Source organism: Photobacterium panuliri (assembly GCF_059920555.1).
Genome location: NZ_CP197192.1, coordinates 962,150 through 980,682 on the forward strand (window position 1 = coordinate 962,150; position 18,533 = coordinate 980,682).

The following is an 18,533-nucleotide window of genomic DNA, read 5'->3' on the forward strand; positions in this document are numbered from 1 at the left end:
AAACATCGCTATTCAAGTAAGATTGAGGATTATGACTTTTTTGCCAATTCTGTGGGAGCAAACAAGAATGGCCAGCATTGAACAAGCATTAGCTGAAATTAAGCGCGGTGTTGATGAGCTGATTCCGGAAGAAGAGCTGATTGCCAAGCTAAAAGAAGACCGTCCACTTCGAATCAAACTGGGCGCGGATCCAACGGCCCCGGATATCCACCTTGGCCACACTGTTATTCTGAACAAGCTACGTACGTTCCAGGAGCTGGGCCACGAAGTCACTTTCCTGATTGGCGATTTTACTGCCATGGTGGGTGATCCAACCGGTAAAAACACAACCCGCCCGCCACTGACGCGTGAGCAGGTTATCGAGAACGCCAAGTCGTACACTGATCAGGTATTCAAGATCCTTGATCCTGAAAAGACCAAGATCGCGTTCAACTCAAGCTGGTTGTCTGAGCTAGGTGCAGAAGGGATGATCCGCTTGGCGGCCAACCAGACTGTTGCCCGTATGCTTGAGCGTGACGATTTCAAAAAGCGTTACAACGAAGGTCGCCCGATTGCGATTCACGAGTTTATGTACCCGCTGCTGCAGGGCTATGACTCAGTGGCAATGCATACAGACGTTGAGCTTGGTGGTACCGACCAGAAGTTCAACCTGCTGATGGGCCGTGAGCTGCAAAAAGCCAATGGCCAGAAGCCTCAGGTTGTTCTGACTATGCCATTGCTTGTTGGTTTGGACGGCGAGAAGAAGATGTCCAAGTCAGCGAACAACTACATTGGTATCTCCGATAGCCCGACTGAAATGTTCGGTAAGATCATGTCGATTTCCGACGATCTGATGTGGAACTACTACGAACTACTGTCTTTCCGCCCATTGGAAGAGATCGAGCAGTTCAAGGCAGATATTGCTGCTGGCAAGAACCCACGTGACGTTAAGATCCTGCTGGCGAAAGAAATCATCGCTCGTTTCCATAGCGAAGCGGATGCCGAAGCTGCTGAGCAAGAGTTCATCAACCGCTTCCAGAAAGGCGCGATGCCTGAAGAGATGCCGGAATTCGAATTCGAAGCCGGTATTGCGATCAGCAACCTGCTAAAAGATGCGGGTCTGGTTAATTCGACGTCTGATGCGCTGCGTATGATCCGCCAAGGTGCTGCAAAGCAAGACGGCGAGAAGATCGAAGACACTAAACTTGTTCCAGCCGCTGGTACCGCAGTGTACCAAGTAGGTAAGCGCAAGTTTGCCCGTGTAACCATCAAGTAATTGATTGGCTACCGCTGAATAAAAAAACCGCCTTACGGCGGTTTTTTTATAGTTGTAGATTAGAGTCAAGAGCGAAGGGCAAAGGTCGGTAGCGACAGGTGCCAACGGATTGCGGCCAGACGGATCACCAAGGTGGTGATGATACCGGCCAGTGTTGCGACTGAGGCTTGTACACCGACAGTCAGTGCCGTGGTATGGACAATACCGCCGACAATACAGGCCGTGGCATATACCTCGGTTCTTAGCACCATAGGTATTTCACGCGCCAGAACGTCACGGATCACCCCGCCGCCACAGCCAGTCATTACCCCCATGATCACCGCCACCATTGGCGTTGCCCCGAAACGCAATGCCTTTTCGACACCGATGGCGACGAAGACGGCAAGGCCGATAGCATCGGCAACTGGCAGGATCCACCAAGGCATATGCCGTGGCCGGCGAATCGCCGCCATGCTGATCAGGCAGGTAACGAATATTACCCACAGGTAATTGGTATCGTTGACCCAGAAGACAGGCGTAGCACCCAGAGCCATATCGCGGATGGTACCGCCACCGATAGCCGTCACACTAGCAAGCACGACAACACCGAAAGGATCCATCCGTAAACGCCCAGCTAGAAGGACGCCCGATGCGGCAAAAACGGCTGTGCCGAACATATCAAGAATATAGATTAGCATCACGTTACCTGTTGAAAGCTGATAGGGAAGAAGGCAAACGCGCTGATTGTACGTTTAATGGGCCTTCGCACAACTCGTTGCGATGGCTTTGTGAAGATTCTCACAATGAATTTTTATGGCCTGTCACTGTGTAGCCTCGCGCACCGAGTCGAGGTACTGGCAGACCTCCCTGACGGCATTGATTGTCCTTGGGGTCGGCCGGTTTAGCCAGTCGGAAGTCAGGGTATAGAGGTGTCCGTTAGCCACGGATGGGAGTTCATCCTGCCACTGGTTCCAGCGGTGCGGATCGGCTGTGGCATGGGCGGTGCCGAAGATCACCTCTGGCTGGCGAAGTATCACTTGTTCAACGGAGACCTGCGGGTAGGCGGCTGGGCTTTCCGCGAAGATATTACGGCCGCCACAAAGGGTAAATACCTGGCTCGGCCAGCTGTTGTCGGCCACGGTGATGATCGGGCTGTCGCTCAACTGGTAGAAATAGCCAACCGGGCGCTGGTGGTGATACTTGGCCCGCATCTCGTTCAGCTGCTGGCGAAATTGGTTAGCGGCACGTTCGGCGATGCTCGGGTCGGCAGCATACTGGCTCAAGTTCTCCAGCGAGGTGGCGATATCGTCGAGGGTCTTAGGGTTGGAGTAATACACCTTGTAGCCTAGCTGTTCCAGCCTCGCCATCTCGCGGCTAGGGTTTCCGCCTTGCCAGGCTAGGATTAAATCCGGCTTGAGGGCGATGATCCGCTCTAGTTTGATCCCTCGGTAGTTGGCGACCCGTTCTAGCTGCTTGGCGGCTTCCGGATAGTCGCTGTAGTCGCTTGCGGCAACCAGTTTGTCGCCGAGGCCCGCGGCATAGGCGAGCTCAGTGGTATGGGGAGAAAGGCTGATGATCCGCTCGGCTGCCGCGAATGATAACGGGCTGGCAAGGAGCAGGAAGAAGCTAAATAGCGTGGTGCGCATTTATACAGTCCCTTGAAATAGTATCAAAAGCAGTGATTGCAGCAGTACCCAGATCAGCAAACGGGTATTGGCGATGCGGTCAATTTGGGCAAGATGCAGTGCTGCCGGGGCAATTTTTCCACCGATACGTGGCCGTTCGCGTTTGGTTTGGTGATAGATAGCAGGCCCGCCAAGAGAGAGGGATAACTTGTGACCGGTAGCGGCCAGTAACCACCCCGGGCCCGGTAGTAGCCAATTTTCACCTTGGCTGGCAAGCCCGGATAGCGCTGCCTTGCTGTTACGGCCAAGGCAAATCAACACCGCAAAAATGCGGAGCGGGATCAGCTCGAAGACGGCCAGCAGGCGTACCGCGGGCAGTCCGAAATATTGGTAGCCGGGATGTCTTGGTGACCAGGTACGCGCCAAGGTCACGGCAAGGCGGTACATAAGAGCGCCGATACCACCGCTAAGGGCGTACCAGAACAAGACACCGGCAACATGGCGGCCATAGCCAAGCAGCAAGGTTTCAGCGGCGGCTTTGCCCAGCCCAAGCAGGGACAGGCTATCGGTTTGGCGGTTAATGCGCAGTCCGAGTAGCAGGCGGCAAACGGTTTTGTCCTCGCGGTTGAAAGCCTGGATAAACTGTTTGCTGAACGTAGAGGTTTCACGCCAGCCGAGGGCAAGCCAGAGGAGCGTGATGTGAAAGGCCGCTTCGAACCAGACTAGTTGGTAGGCGCAAATTAGCAAAATCAGCGGTGTGAGCCAAACCAGACACCAGGCAAGCAGGCCGGACAGTTGCTGCTGGCGAGGGGAATCATCGGATTTGATGACTTTGGCGGCAATGGCACTGGCTAATTGTTGCCCCACCTGCAAGGGATGCAGATGGGGCGGGATAGGCAACAGCCATTGCAATGCCAGTGCGCCCCACAGCGCGAGCAGGGTCGGGTAGGCTGTTACTAATGCAATGGCGTCACTCATTATGCGTTCAGTAGCTCAACCATTTTGGCAACCATGACAGATGAGCTCTGTGCGGCTAGCGGCAGGAATTCGTCGAAGCTCATTGGTGATTCTTTGTCGGCCACATCAGAAATTGCACGTACAACCACGAAAGGCACGTTGAACTGGTGACAAGCCTGGGCAATCGCCGCCGCTTCCATTTCTACCGCAACTACGCTTGGGAAGTTGTCACGGATGAAGGCTTGCTTTTCTGCTGAGCAGACAAACGCATCACCGGTACAGATCAGGCCGCGAACGGCGTGCATGTCACTGCCAGCAAGAGCTTGCTCGGCAACTGCCATCAATTTGCTGTCAGAAGCAAAAGCCGCTGGCTGCTGGGCCATTTGGCCGATTTCGTAGCCGAATGCGGTTACGTCAGCATCGTGGTAGCGTACTTCGGTTGATACAACAACATCACCGACATTCAGGCTGCTGTCGAAACCGCCGGCAGAGCCGGTGTTCAGTACGACGTCAGGCTGGAAAATTTCAAGCAGAATCGCTGTACCCACCGCCGCGGCGACCTTGCCGATCCCAGATTGCAGCAGTACGACGTCTGCGCCGTTAAGGGTACCGGTATAGAATGTACAACCTGCTTTCTGGTGGGTTTCGCAGTTGGTCAGTTGATCTTTCAGGATGGCAACTTCTTGCTCCATCGCACCGATAATGCCGATTTTCATCAATTGAGTCTCTTGTTAGGTGGATAAAGCCCCCCGAGGAGCGGGGGGCTTGATATGGCGCTAATTGTACCACGGCTAACTGGCCAATTGCCAAGCAGTCGCAAGGTGGCGATGAGGTTCAGAGCCCGAGATAGTCGAGGATCCCGCCTGCGGCGCGACGTCCCTCGTCGATGGCGGTTACCACCAGATCCGAGCCTCTTACGGCATCGCCCCCGGCAAAAATTCTCGGGTTGCTGGTCTGGAAGGCCATGTTGTTTTGACTGTGGGTCATGATCCTCCCTTGTTGATCGAGGTCGACATCGAAGTCGGCCAGCCACGGCATCGCATGGGGCTGGAAGCCAAAGGCCATGATCACCGCATCGGCAGGTAAAACATGCTCGCTGTCCGGCACGGTTTCGGGTCGTCGTCGTCCGGCCGCATCCGGCTCGCCTAGTGCCGTTTTGACCATCCTTACCCCGCAAATATGGCCTTGGGAATTGATCTCAAGGCCAATGGGCTGGAGGTTGAACTTGAAGCTGACGCCTTCCTCTCGGGCATTTTTCACCTCGCGCCTCGAGCCGGGCATATTGGCTTCGTCTCGGCGGTAGGCACAAATCACTTTGCTGGCCCCTTGGCGTATTGAGGTTCGCACGCAGTCCATAGCCGTATCACCACCCCCGAGTACCACCACCTGCTTGCCTTGCATGTCGATGTAGTGGCTGTCTCCCTCCAGCTCCATGACCCGATAGGTATTGGCGACCAAAAACGGCAGGGCATCATAGACGCCGGGCGCATCTTCGTTGACTAGGCCCGCTCGCATGTTCTTGTAGGTCCCGACACCGAGGAAGACCGCATCGTAGTCGGCGATCAGATCGGCCATCATGATATCCTTGCCGATTTCGGTGTTGAGCCTGAATTCCACCCCCATCTCGGTGAAGACTTTGCGGCGATTGACCATGACCTTCTTTTCAAGTTTGAAGGAGGGGATCCCGAAGGTGAGCAGGCCGCCGATCTCGGGGTAGCGGTCAAAGACCACGGGCTTGACCCCGTTGCGCACCAGTACGTCGGCACAGGCGAGGCCGGCAGGGCCCGCGCCGACGATGGCGACCTTGCGCTCGGTCCATTCCACCTGCGACATGTCAGGCTTCCAGCCCATCTCAAATGCCTTGTCGGTGATGTACTTTTCGATATTGCCGATCGTCACCGCCCCGAAGTCCTCGTTGAGGGTGCAAGAGCCCTCGCAGAGCCGGTCTTGCGGGCAGACCCGGCCGCAGACCTCGGGCAGGGTATTGGTCTGGTGGGACAGTTCGGCGGCTTCGATGATCCGTCCCTCGTTGGCCAGTTTAAGCCATTGGGGAATGTAGTTGTGCACCGGGCATTTCCATTCGCAATAGGGGTTGCCGCAGTCTAGGCAGCGGTCAGCTTGGGCCCCGGCCTGCTGCTGGGTAAAGGGTTCGTAGATTTCGACGAACTCGATCTTGCGTACTTTCAGTGGCTTCTTGTGCGGGTCGATCCGGGCCACATCAATAAACTGGTATACGTTCTGGCTCATCGGTCTCCCTCCTATTGTGCTTGAACGCGGAGCTCGGCTGCCGAGCGGCTCTGGTGCCCGAGCAAGGTGTTGACGTCGGCGGATTTCGGCTTGGCAAGGTAGAACCGGGGGATCCACTGGTCAAATTCGGCAAGGATTGCCTGGGCGCGATCGGAGCCGGTCAGTTCCAGATGGCGTTCAAGCAGCCCGCGCAGGTGTTCCTGGTGGATTTTGAGCTTGGACAGCGGCAGGGCCTCGACCAGCTCACTGTTGACCCTACCGGCAAAGTCTCCGTCCTCGTCGAGGATATAGGCGAATCCCCCTGTCATCCCGGCACCGAAGTTGACCCCGGTTTTGCCAAGAATGGCCACTATGCCCCCGGTCATGTATTCACAGGCGTTGTCCCCCGCGCCTTCGATCACCGCGATGGTGCCTGAGTTACGTACCGCAAAGCGCTCCCCGGCCTTGCCGGCGGCAAACAGTTTGCCGCCGGTAGCGCCGTAGAGGCAGGTATTGCCGATAATCGTTGACTGGTGTGACTTGAAGGCAGAGCCCAGCGGTGGCCGGATGATGATTTGGCCGCCGGTCATCCCCTTGCCGACGTAGTCATTGGCATCGCCGGTCAGGATCAAATTGAGGCCGCCAGCATTCCATACCCCGAATGACTGGCCAGCGGTGCCCGTCAGGTTGAGGGTGATCGGTGCTGAAGCCATTCCCTGATTGCCCCAGCGCTTGGCGATCTCGCCAGATAGGCGGGCACCCACTGAGCGATCAGTGTTGCGAATGGTCTGGTGGATCTCAGCGCCGCAGCGCGAATCAATGGCAGGCAGTGCCAATTCGAGCAAGGAGGCGTTGAGCTCGGCGTTGTCGAATGGGGTGTTGGGCTCGCTGCAATAGAGCGTCTTGCCCGCCAGCGGGGTTGGGCTGGCGAGTACTGGTGATAGATCAAGTCTGCTCTGCTTGGCGGTAAAGCCCTCGATGACCTCCAGCAGTTCGGTTCGGCCGATAAGGTCGGTGAGCTGTTCAACCCCGAGCATGGCGAGCAACTCCCTGACTTCTTGGCCGAGACCGACGAAGTAATTCATGACCTGTTCTGGCAGGCCTTTGAAGAAGTCGCGGCGTAGGGTCTCATCTTGGGTCGCAACGCCGGTCGCACAGTTGTTGAGGTGGCAGATCCGTAGGTACTTACAGCCTAGTGCAACCATCGGGGCGGTGCCGAAGCCGAAGCTCTCTGCGCCGAGAATCGCGGCCTTGACCACATCGAGGCCGGTTTTCAGACCACCGTCGACCTGAAGCCGGATCTTGTGGCGCAGGCCGTTGGCGACTAAGGCCTGTTGGGTCTCGGCCAGCCCGAGTTCCCACGGACTTCCGGCGTACTTGACCGAGGTGAGGGGGCTGGCCCCGGTGCCGCCGTCATAGCCGGATATGGTGATGAGATCGGCGTACGCCTTGGCGACGCCGGTAGCGATGGTGCCGACGCCTGGCTCGGAGACCAGCTTGACCGACACCAGCGCCTCGGGGTTGACCTGCTTGAGGTCGAAGATTAGCTGGGCTAAATCCTCGATTGAGTAGATATCGTGGTGCGGCGGCGGCGAGATGAGGGTAACGCCGGGAACCGCAAAGCGCAGCTTGGCGATCTCGCTGGTGACCTTGTGGCCGGGCAACTGGCCGCCCTCGCCGGGCTTGGCGCCTTGTGCCACCTTGATTTGGATGACATCGGCGTTGACCAAGTAGTGCGGGGTTACCCCGAAGCGGCCCGATGCCACCTGCTTGATCCGCGAATTGCGCTCGCTGTTGAAGCGACAGGGATCTTCGCCGCCCTCACCAGAATTAGAATAGCCGCCGAGGCGGTTCATGGCCGTCGCCAACGCTTTGTGGGCTTCGGGGCTCAATGCCCCGATCGACATCGCGGCCGAATCGAAGCGCTTGTAAAGCCCGGCGGCAGGTTCGACCTGCGCGATGGGAATAGGATCGTCGCTTTTCTTGAGGCGGAGCAGATCACGGATAGCCGCGACCGGGCGGGTATTGACGGTTTGCGCGAAAGCCAGATAGTCCTCGTAGTGCCCGGATTTAACGGCCGTTTGAAGGGTGCCAACGACATCGGGGTTGTAGGCATGGAACTCGCCATCGTGGACGTACTTGAGCAACCCGCCATGTTCGATCGGCTTGCGTTTGAGCCAAGCCCGGCGCGACAGGTTGAACAACTCTTGCTGGAAGTCGGCAAAGCCAGCCCCTTGGATCCGGCTGGCGACGCCGTCAAAGCAGAGATCGACCACCTCGTCGGCGAGGCCGACGGCCTCGAACAGCATGGCGCAACGGTAGGAGGCGATGGTCGATATCCCCATCTTGGACATGATCTTGTAGAGCCCTTTGTTGATCCCGTTGCGGAAGTTGAGCATGACCTCGCGGTATGGCTTGGCAATGGCGCCGCTGTCGACCAGTTTGCCGAGGGACTCATAGGCCAGATAAGGGTAGATGGCCGTGGCCCCGAAGCCGAGCAAGACCGCGAATTGGTGCGGGTCACGGGCGGTTGCCGTTTCGACAATGATGTTGGCGTCGCAGCGCAGGTCGGTACTGACCAGGCGCTTTTGGACCGCGCCGACGGCCATTGCCGCCGGGATCGGTAATCTGCCGGCGTTAATGCCGCGGTCGGAGAGAACCAGCAGCACGGTCCCTCCGCGTACCAGTCGTTCGGCCTGATCGCAGATCTCGGTAATGGCCTGCGCGAGATCTTTGTCGGCAGGGTTGAAATTGATATCGATAATGCTGTTGCGGTAATGCTGGTCATCCAATTCGAGCAACTGGACCAGATCCGAGTAGAGCAAGACCGGCGAGGAGAAGGCGACCCGGTAGGCATGGCCATCGGTTTCGCAAAATACGTTCATCTCGCGACCGATACAGGTGGCCAACGACATCACATGTTTTTCTCGCAGCGGGTCAATCGGCGGGTTGGTGACTTGGGCAAACATCTGGCGGAAATAATCGGTTACAGCCCGCTCGCGGGAGGAAAGTACCGCCATCGGGGCATCGTCCCCCATGGATCCTGTTGCCTCTTGGCCGTTTTCGCCAATGACCCGGAGAACCTGGTCAAGCTCCTCGCGGCTTACTCCGAACAGTTTCTGGTAGGTGGTAAGCTCGCTGTCTTCAAGTGAGCGGCTCCCGACTTGTTCATCACCGAGGTTTTCGAACGGTACCAGTCGCTTAACGTGGCTGTCCATCCACGCCTTGTAAGGATGGCGGCCCATCAGATCGCTGTCGATATCGGTGGAGTGCCATATTTTGCCGAACTTGGTATCGATAACCAGCAACTCCCCGGGGCCGACGCGGCCTTTTTCGGCCACTTCGTCCGGGGCGTAATCCCAGATCCCAATCTCGGAGGCCAGGGTGATTAGCTTGTCCTTGGTGATCACGTAGCGTGCCGGGCGCAGGCCGTTGCGGTCGAGGTTGCAGGCGGCATAGCGGCCGTCGGACATCACTATCCCCGCAGGGCCGTCCCATGGTTCCATGTGCATAGAGTTGAAATCATAGAAGGCCCGCAAGGCCGGATCCATGTCAGGGTGGTTCTGCCACGCAGGAGGAACCAGCATCCTCATCGCCCGGAACAAATCCATCCCGCCGGCCAGAAACAGTTCGAGCATGTTGTCGAGGCTGGAGGAGTCGGATCCGGTTTCGTTGACAAACGGGGCTGCGTTTTGCAAGTCGGGCAACAGCGGTGAGGCAAATTTATAAGAGCGGGCCCTTGCCCATTGGCGGTTGCCTGCAATGGTGTTGATCTCGCCGTTATGGGCAAGATAGCGAAATGGCTGGGCCAGAGGCCAGCGCGGCTGGGTGTTGGTCGAGAAGCGCTGGTGGAACAGGCATATAGACGATTCCAGCCGGATATCACCGAGATCAAGGTAGAAGCGGGGCAGATCGGCGGGCATGCACAGGCCCTTGTAGACGGTGACTTGCGTAGAAAAGCTGCAAATATAGAAGTCAGGATCACCGCTTAGCCGCTTTTCGATCCGGCGGCGGGCAACATACAGCCGCCTGTCGATGTCGCGCGGCTTCCAGCCTGCGGGGGCATTGACAAAGATCTGCTCGATATTGGGCAGGCTATCGTTGGCTATCGGGCCGAGCACCTGCGGGTTGATAGGTACCTCACGCCAACCTGCCAGAGAGAGTGTTTCCCTGCCTAGCTCTTCAAGGATGACGGTTCTTGCCTGCTCGGCTCGGATCGGGTCTTGGCTCAGAAATAGCATTCCCACGGCAAACTCCCGTGAGAGTTTCCAGCCGTTATCTTCGGCTATCCCCCGGTAGAAACTGTCGGGCTTTTTCATCAGCAGGCCGCAGCCGTCGCCGGTCTTGCCGTCGGCGGCGATCCCGCCGCGATGGGTCATCCGGTCAAGGGCGGAGATGGCGGTACGGACAAGGCGGTGGCTGGTTTCCCCTTCGATGTGGGCGATGAGCCCGAAGCCGCAGTTATCTTTGTCCAGCATTGGGTTATACAGTGTCATTGCAACGCTCCCTTGCTCCTGCCTTGCAGGCAGTGATACAGCATGTGTCGACTCTTATCCTGACCGCCTTAAGTGTAACCTTGGTACCGTTTCCCGTTCGTTAATGACTGTGAGCAGGCAGGCTTGGCGGTAGGTATACCTATGCGTCCAGCGATCTTTCAAGTTAACGGCTATTTACAAAAAGGTCAAACGCCTGTGCTTGTGTAAACATTTCCGCAACCTTGCCGGGCTAGGGTAGAATTAATGCGTGACGAGAAAAGTGATGAAGCCGATAGAACGGGATGTCGATATAAAAAAACCGGCCGAGGCCGGTTTTGGGAGTAGAGAAGCAAGACTTATACGTCAGAGAGCATTAGCGAGCTGGCTTTGGCTTCGAGGTTTGAACCACCGAGCAGGTAGGTATCAATTTCTCGGGCGCATTCGCGGCCTTCGTTGATACAGCGAACCACTAACGACTGGCCGGTACGCATATCACCGGCGGCAAAGACGCCCGGTTGGTTGGTAGCAAAGCCCTTTGTGGCGACATTGCCGCGATCATCAAGGGCGATATCTAGCTGTGCCAGCACACCGTGGGGCTCTGGATGAAGGAAGCCCATCGCCAGAAAGGCCAGATCACATGGGATGACTCGCTCTGAACCAGCCACTTCGGTAAACGCCGGGCGCTCGCCGGGCTTGGCATCCTGCCATTGGATATCGGCGATGCGCAGGGCCTTGAGGTTGCCCGCCTCATCACCGATGAACTCTTTGGTCAGGATATTCCAATGGCGGTCGCAGCCTTCCTCGTGGGAGGTCGATGTCCGCAGGATCATCGGGTATGACGGCCACGGCTGGTTTACTGGGCGTTTTTCCGGTGGGATCGGAAGGATTTCCACCTGGGTAATGCTGGTTGCCCCGTGGCGGTTGGATGTACCTACGCAGTCAGAGCCGGTATCACCGCCACCGATGACCACCACATGCTTGTCTTTGGCATGGATTTCTTCTGTTTTCAAATCCATATCGTTGGCGCGGCGGTTATTCTGGGCCAGGAACTCCATCGCGAAGTGAACCCCCTTGAGCTCGCGCCCCGGGATGGGGAGGTCGCGCGGTACGGTTGAGCCGCCGGTGAGCAGGACGACATCAAAGTCTTGGCGCAACTGGCGGGCATTGATATTGACCCCGACATGGGCGTTGACTTCAAACTTGATCCCGGCTTCGGCCATCAGGTTGATTTTGCGGTCGATGATATCCATACCCAATTTGAAATCGGGGATCCCGAAGCGCAGCAGACCGCCGACTTTCTCATCGCGCTCAAATACCGTCACGCAGTGGCCGGCGCTGTTGAGTTGCTCGGCTGCCGCAAGGCCTGCGGGCCCTGAGCCGATGATCGCTACCGTCTTGCCGGATCGGGTGCGTGGGGTTTTGGGTTTGGCATACCCTTCACGGTATGCCGTTTCGACAATGGTCTTCTCGATGTTGCAGATGGTGATCGGGTCTTGGTTAATACCCAGCACGCATCCGCTCTCACACGGTGCCGGGCAAACTCGCCCAGTGAACTCCGGGAAGTTGTTGGTCGAGCTCAGGATATTCCACGCTTCTTCCCAGCTGTCACGAAACACCGCATCGTTGAACTCAGGGATGATATTGCCGATCGGGCAGGCGTTGTGGCAGAACGGCACACCGCAGTCCATGCAGCGCGCAGACTGCTGGTTGATCTTGTCACCAAACTCCGTATTGAGAACAAACTCCTTGTTGTCCGCGATACGAACGCTCGGGTCTTTCTTGCTTGGCAGCTCGCGGCCAAACTCCAAAAATCCAGTAGGCTTACCCATTGATGGCCTCCAACTCTTCCTTGTTCTGTGCTTCGGCTTTGCGCTTGGCCAGTACGGCCTTGTAGTCCCTTGGCATAACTTTGGCTATTTTCGCCAAGTTGCCCTCGAAGTTGTCGAGGAACATCTGGGCAACCGTACTGCCAGTGTAGGCAAGGTGCTTGGTCAGCATGTCGTGCAGCAATACTTTGTCTTCCTCTTCCAGCGGGTCGAGGTCAACCAGTTCAGGATTGAGCTTGGTGGCGAAATCGTCGAACTGATCCCAGACGTAGGCCACACCACCGCTCATGCCTGCGGCGAAGTTGCGGCCGGTCTGGCCGAGGATCACGGCAATGCCGCCGGTCATGTACTCACAGCCGTGGTCCCCAACACCTTCTACGACGACGCGGGCACCGGAGTTACGCACGCAGAAGCGCTCGCCAGCCATCCCTCGGATGTAGGAGTCACCCGATGTCGCGCCGTAGAAGCAGACGTTGCCGACCACGATGTTGTCTTCCGGCACGATGTCAGACTTGGCATCCGGGTAGAGTACCAAGGTACCGCCAGACAGCCCTTTGCCCCAGTAGTCGTTGGCATCGCCTTCGACCTCGAATTTCACGCCCTTGGCGAGGAAAGCGCCGAAGCTCTGGCCGGCTGAACCGTAGAACTTGACGTTCATCGGCTGGGGCAGACCGCCGTCTTTGTAAATCTTGGAGATTTCATTGGACAGCATTGTGCCGGTACTGCGGTCGGTATTGATGATGCCGAACTCGGCGTCGACCTGCTTGCCCTCGTAAAGGGCTGGCGCGGCGGCCTCGATCAGCTTGCGGTCAAGCACCGCCTCCAAGCCATGCTCTTGCTCGCGCTGGTTATAGATGCCGTCTTCGGCACGGGCCGGCTCGCTGAACAGTACCGGGCTCAGATCGAGGTTCTGGTATTTCCAGTGGCCGATGCCATCGCGGATCTTCAGTTTGTGGGATTGGCCGACCATCTCATCGATCGTGCTAAAGCCCAGTTCTGCCATGATTTCACGCAGGCCGTTGGCCATGTACTGGAAGAAGGTCACGACATCTTCCACTCGGCCGTCGAATCGCTCGCGCAGGGTCTTGTTCTGGGTGGCGATCCCCACCGGGCAGGTGTTCTTGTGGCACTTGCGCATCATGATACAGCCTTCGACCACCAGGGCGGCGGTGGCCACGCCCCATTCCTCGGCACCGAGCAAGGTGGCAACGGCAAGGTCGCGAGGGGTCTTCATCTGGCCGTCGGTCTGGACCACGATCCGGTTGCGCAGGCCGTTTTTGAGCAGGGTCTGGTGGGTTTCGGCAAGGCCGAGCTCCCACGGCAGGCCGGTATGGCGGATAGAAGACATCGGTGATGCCCCGGTGCCGCCGTCGAAGCCGGCAATGAGTACCACATCGGCCTTGGCTTTGGCGACGCCCGATGCAATGGTGCCGACGCCTGCCTCTGAGACCAGCTTGACGTTGACCCGCGCCTTGCGGTTGGCGTTCTTGAGATCGTAGATCAGCTGGGCCAAATCCTCGATGGAGTAGATATCATGGTGTGGTGGCGGCGAAATCAGGCCGACCCCCGGGGTAGAGTGGCGGGTTGCGCCAATCCAGTCATCGACCTTGTCACCCGGCAGCTGGCCGCCTTCGCCCGGCTTGGCGCCTTGGGCCATCTTGATCTGGATTTCGTCCGAATTGGTCAGGTAGTAGGAGGTCACACCGAAGCGGCCCGAGGCTACCTGCTTGATCGCCGAACGCTCCCAGTCGCCATTGGCTTTCTTTTCGAAACGGGCTGGGTCTTCGCCGCCCTCGCCAGAGTTCGACTTGGCCCCGATGCGGTTCATGGCAACGGCCAGTGTTGAGTGGGCCTCGTAGGATATCGAGCCGAAGCTCATTGCACCGGTGGCAAAGCGCGCCAGAATGCTTTCGATAGGCTCGACTTCTTCCAGCGGGATAGATCCGGCTGGGTTTTTGACGAATTCAAGCTGGCTGCGAAGCGTTGCTGCATCATCGCCCTGCTCGTCAACGGCCTTGGCATATTGCAGGAACTGGGCATAGTCCTTGTTGCGGGTTGACTGCTGCAGCAAAGAGATGGTTTCAGGGTTGAACAGGTGCTTTTCGCCGCGCTGTTTCCACTGGTAGACCCCGCCGACGTCGAGCATCTGGATTGGCACTTCGCGGGTCGGGTAGCCGAAGCGGTGGCGGACCAACACTTCCTTGGCGATATCATCGATGGTCAGGCCCTCGATACGCGAGACGGTGCCGGTGAAGTACTTGTCGACCACACTCTTGCTGATCCCGAGCGCTTCGAAAATCTGAGCGCCGTGGTAGGACTGCAAGGTCGAGATCCCCATCTTGGAGAAGATCTTGAGCAGGCCGCCGTTGACCCCTTTGCGGTAGTTGTTGAACAGGGTTTCGGTCGGGATTTCCGGATCGAGCTTGCGCTTGCGCTGCAGGTCAACCAGCGTTTCGGTAACCAGATACGGGTTGACGGCATTGGCACCATAGCCGACCAAGGTCGCAAAATGGTGGGTTTCGCGCGCATCACCGGTCTCGACCACGATGTCGCACTTGGCGCGGAGACCCTTGCGGATCAGGTGGTGGTGAACTGCACCGACAGCGAGCATCGCCGGAATAGCGGCGTGGTTGGAGTTCACTGCGCGGTCAGTCAAAATGATGATCGAATAGCCGTCGTTGACCGCATCTTCGGAGTACTGGCAGATCCGCTTGAGGGCGCGCTCGAGCTTGCCCGGCTCGCCGCTGGCACGAAATACGATATCAAGAGTCTTCGCCTGGAGGTGCTCGTTGTCGATTGCGCGCAGTTTCTCCAGCTCGGCATTGCTCAGTACCGGTGATTCCAGCTCGACCTTCTGGCAGTGCTGAGGGCTTTCGCTAAGCAGGTTTTGGTCTTTGCCCAGATAGGTATTGAGCGACATCACCATGCGCTCGCGGATTGGATCGATCGGCGGGTTGGTGACTTGGGCAAAGAGCTGTTTGAAGTAGTTAGACAGGTGCTGGGACTGGTGGGACAGTACGGCCAGCGGCCAGTCGGCACCCATAGCACTGAGCGGCTCATAGCCAGTTTTTGCCAGCGGTACCAGAATTTCATTGACCTCTTCTGAGCTGATGCCGAATGCCTGTTGGTGATGCAAAAGGCGCTCAGGGGTCGGCTGGTGGTGCATGTTGTCGGCTTCCGGCAGCCCCTTGAGGGTCAGCAGGTTTTCCAGTACCCATTGTTCGTAGGGCTGGGCCGAGGCAATCGTGTCTTTGACTTCTTCGTCGGAAATGATCCGGCCCTGTTCGAGATCGGCAACGAAAATCCGCCCCGGCTGCAGGCGGCCGCGGTAGTGGATGTTTTCCGGTTCAATTTCAATGACCCCGGATTCGGAGGCCATGATCAGGAAGTCGTCCTTGGTGACGGTATAGCGCGATGGTCGCAGGCCGTTACGGTCAAGGGTGGCACCGACCTGAACCCCGTCGGTGAAGCAGACCGAGGCCGGGCCGTCCCACGGTTCCATCATGTTGGCGTGGTATTGGTAAAATGCCCGGCGCTTGGGATCCATCCCTTTATTTTCCTGCCATGCTTCGGGGATCAGCATCATCAGGGCATGGGGCAGGCTACGGCCGGAAAGTACCAGCAGTTCCAGCGCCATGTCGAAGTTGGAGGAGTCCGAGCTGCCTTCTTGGCAGATCGGCAGCAGCATGTCGATTTCCTGCTGGCTGAATAGGTCCGATTCGAGGATCGCCTCGCGTGCCTTCATCCAGTTGAGGTTGCCGCGCACGGTGTTGATCTCGCCGTTGTGGGCGATATAGCGGAACGGCTGGGCCAGACGCCATTTCGGGAAAGTGTTGGTCGAAAAACGGGAATGAACCAGCGCCAGCGCGGTGACCATCGATGGGTTCTGGAGGTCGAGGAAGTATTGGGGAACCTGCTCGGTGGTGAGCTGTCCTTTGTAGACAAGGGTCTTGTACGACAGCGAGTTGATGTAGAAGTCATCACCGATGTTGGACACGCTCTCGAGGCACACCCTTACCGTGTAGTTTCGCAATACGTACAGTTTGCGCTCGAGGGTGGCAGGATCAAGGCTCGGACCGCCGGTAATAAAGACATGCTCGAACTGGGGCTCGGTGCTTAGCGGGTCGTCGCCGATCATTGAGTTGTCGACAGGTAGCACCCGGTAGCCCAACACCTCGAGGTCGAGGCGCTTGGCATTGCGTTCGAGGATATCGCGGCATTGTTGGCGCTTGTATTCATCTTTAGGGAACAGTACGACCCCGATACCGTAGCGGTCAAACGCCGGTAGGCGGATCCCCAGCTTGACGGACTCTTCCAACAGGAATTCATGGGGTTTTTGTAGCAGGATCCCCGCACCGTCACCGCTGCATGGATCGCAGCCTTGGCCACCACGGTGCTCCATTCGTGCAAGCATATCAAGGGCTTGAGTGACGATTTGGTGGGATTTGCGGTTCTTCAGATGGGCGACAAAGCCGATACCGCAGGCATCGTGCTCCATTTCAGGCACATAAAGTCCCTGAGCATTCAGCTCTTGATCTGTCATAGATACTTCCTTCCAGTTTCAACAGGCACCGCTCCAGATGCCTGAGTTATCCCTAATTTTGATTGTTTCCCGCAGACCTTAGATGGACTCCTGTCCGGTTCTTGCGGGTGGTTTGCTGTGGGATGATGTTATCTTGCGTAGCAAACTAAACTCTGTAGCACTGTTGCTCTGGTATGCAAAAGCACTGCATTTTTGATGGGAAGCGACATTAAAATCTGTAGAAAACAGAAATATAGTCACATTTATTGCTCATAAATTGCACACAGCTGTAACTATCCTACAATTTTGATTTATCAATTACCAACAAAAATTCGCGCCAACCGCCAACTCCTTGGCAAATGAATGAATTTCTAGGCGGGTAGATTGAGTAATAATTCGAGAATGATTTGCATTATGCATATCGTGCTTAAATAGACTTGTTTTTGGTGTGGTTATACTGTCGAGAGGTAAAAACGGAGCGTTATTGGTTGTTGTTGCAAATTTTCATTGTACTCCCTGTCGCCGGAGCGGGAGTAGGGTATATGCGGGCTTTTTGTTCTGGCACAACGTTTGACCCAATATTCGGTGATAACCTGCACCGTTTTTTTCTTCCGTAGAATCAACCGAGGTGATCCGATGCAATTGCATGAACTTGTCAATACCTTTGGCCAGGACTTGCAGCGCCGCTATGGCGAGAAGGTACATAAGCTGACCCTACATGGGGGATTTAGCTGCCCGAACCGTGACGGAACAATTGGCCGGGGCGGGTGTACGTTTTGCAATGTCGCCTCTTTTGCCGATGAGCAAGCCCAGTTCAAGCCGATTACCGAGCAGTTGTCCCAGCGCGCCGGTGAAGTGAATCGCGCCAAGCGCTACCTCGCGTATTTTCAAGCCTACACCAGTACTTATGCCGAGGTTCAGACTCTAAAGGCGATGTACGAAGAAGCACTGGAAGCGGCTGATATCGTTGGCCTGTGTGTCGGTACCCGCCCTGACTGCGTGCCGGATGAGGTGCTGGAACTTCTGGTCGGCTACCACGAGCAAGGGTATGAAATTTGGCTTGAATTAGGGCTTCAGACCGCCAATGACAAGACCTTGAAGCGGGTTAACCGTGGCCATGACTTTGCTTGTTACGAGGCTATCACCAAGCGAGCCCGTGCGCTTGGGCTTAAGGTGTGCGCCCATTTGATTGTGGGGCTGCCAGGGGATACTCGTGAAGATAACCTTGATACGATCCGCAAGGTGGTCGATGCCGGTGTCGATGGGATCAAGCTGCACCCTTTGCATATTGTCGAAGGCAGTATCATGGGGTTATCGTGGAAAGCGGGCCGCTTGGCCGAGCTGACCTTGGAGCAGTACACTGAGATCGCCTCGGAGATGATTCGCCTGACGCCGCCAGAAGTGGTTTTCCATCGCGTGTCGGCAAGTGCCCGCAAGCCAACATTGTTGGCACCGGAATGGTGCGAGAACCGTTGGCTGGCGATGACAGAAATCGGCCGAAACCTCGATGCGTCTGGTGGACAGGGCTCCGGGGTGGGAGAGCCATTTGTCTATCTGCCGCCGCAGGCTGTTAGTATGGCTAGCAAGTAAAGGATTTAGCATCAGTTAAGGATTAAACATTACGTAGTCTTTTGGTAGATTACAGTGAATAACTCTTAATAGATGTTG

Annotated in this window: 10 protein-coding genes; 2 read left to right on the forward strand and 8 right to left on the reverse strand. The window is 56.9% G+C overall.

Annotated elements, in window-relative coordinates:
- Positions 1-67: 67 nt before the first annotated feature.
- Positions 68-1,255, forward strand: coding sequence for a tyrosine--tRNA ligase (gene tyrS / locus ACSF8X_RS04710; protein WP_047879636.1), 1,188 nt, complete (start codon positions 68-70; stop codon positions 1,253-1,255).
- 65 nt (positions 1,256-1,320) lie between these two features.
- Here tyrS and ACSF8X_RS04715 read toward each other — a convergent pair whose 3' ends face one another.
- The 8 genes from ACSF8X_RS04715 to gltB (ACSF8X_RS04750) form a co-directional block, all read right to left on the reverse strand.
- On the reverse strand, positions 1,321-1,932 hold the full coding sequence (locus ACSF8X_RS04715; RefSeq protein WP_047879637.1) for a TRIC cation channel family protein: 612 nt from the start codon (positions 1,930-1,932) through the stop codon (positions 1,321-1,323).
- A gap of 123 nt (positions 1,933-2,055) precedes the next feature.
- Entirely contained in the window at positions 2,056-2,880 is an 825-nt protein-coding gene (gene btuF, locus ACSF8X_RS04720; protein ID WP_047879638.1) for a vitamin B12 ABC transporter substrate-binding protein BtuF, read from the reverse strand.
- The gene (locus ACSF8X_RS04725; RefSeq protein ID WP_047879639.1) at positions 2,881-3,837 is read right to left on the reverse strand and encodes a cobalamin biosynthesis family protein; all 957 of its coding nucleotides are present in this window, start codon (positions 3,835-3,837) and stop codon (positions 2,881-2,883) included.
- Complete coding sequence (gene mtnN, locus ACSF8X_RS04730; protein ID WP_047879640.1) at positions 3,837-4,532, reverse strand: 5'-methylthioadenosine/S-adenosylhomocysteine nucleosidase; 696 nt, start codon at positions 4,530-4,532, stop codon at positions 3,837-3,839. The genes ACSF8X_RS04725 and mtnN overlap by 1 nt, the downstream gene beginning before the upstream one ends.
- 118 nt (positions 4,533-4,650) lie before the next feature.
- On the reverse strand, positions 4,651-6,063 hold the full coding sequence (locus ACSF8X_RS04735; protein WP_047879641.1) for an FAD-dependent oxidoreductase: 1,413 nt from the start codon (positions 6,061-6,063) through the stop codon (positions 4,651-4,653).
- 11 nt (positions 6,064-6,074) lie between these two features.
- On the reverse strand, positions 6,075-10,538 hold the full coding sequence (gene gltB, locus ACSF8X_RS04740; RefSeq protein WP_500850801.1) for a glutamate synthase large subunit: 4,464 nt from the start codon (positions 10,536-10,538) through the stop codon (positions 6,075-6,077).
- 335 nt (positions 10,539-10,873) lie between these two features.
- Positions 10,874-12,346, reverse strand: coding sequence for a glutamate synthase subunit beta (locus tag ACSF8X_RS04745; RefSeq protein WP_047879643.1), 1,473 nt, complete (start codon positions 12,344-12,346; stop codon positions 10,874-10,876).
- Positions 12,339-16,886 (reverse strand): glutamate synthase large subunit, encoded by a 4,548-nt coding sequence (gene gltB, locus ACSF8X_RS04750; protein WP_500850802.1) that lies wholly within the window; start codon positions 16,884-16,886, stop codon positions 12,339-12,341. Before gltB (ACSF8X_RS04750) ends, ACSF8X_RS04745 begins: the two co-directional genes overlap by 8 nt.
- A 615-nt stretch (positions 16,887-17,501) precedes the next feature.
- Here gltB (ACSF8X_RS04750) and mnmL point away from each other — a divergent pair.
- Positions 17,502-18,455: a tRNA modification radical SAM protein MnmL/YtqA gene (gene mnmL / locus ACSF8X_RS04755; protein WP_500850803.1), complete on the forward strand. Its 954-nt coding sequence runs from the start codon at positions 17,502-17,504 to the stop codon at positions 18,453-18,455.
- Positions 18,456-18,533: the final 78 nt, after the last annotated feature.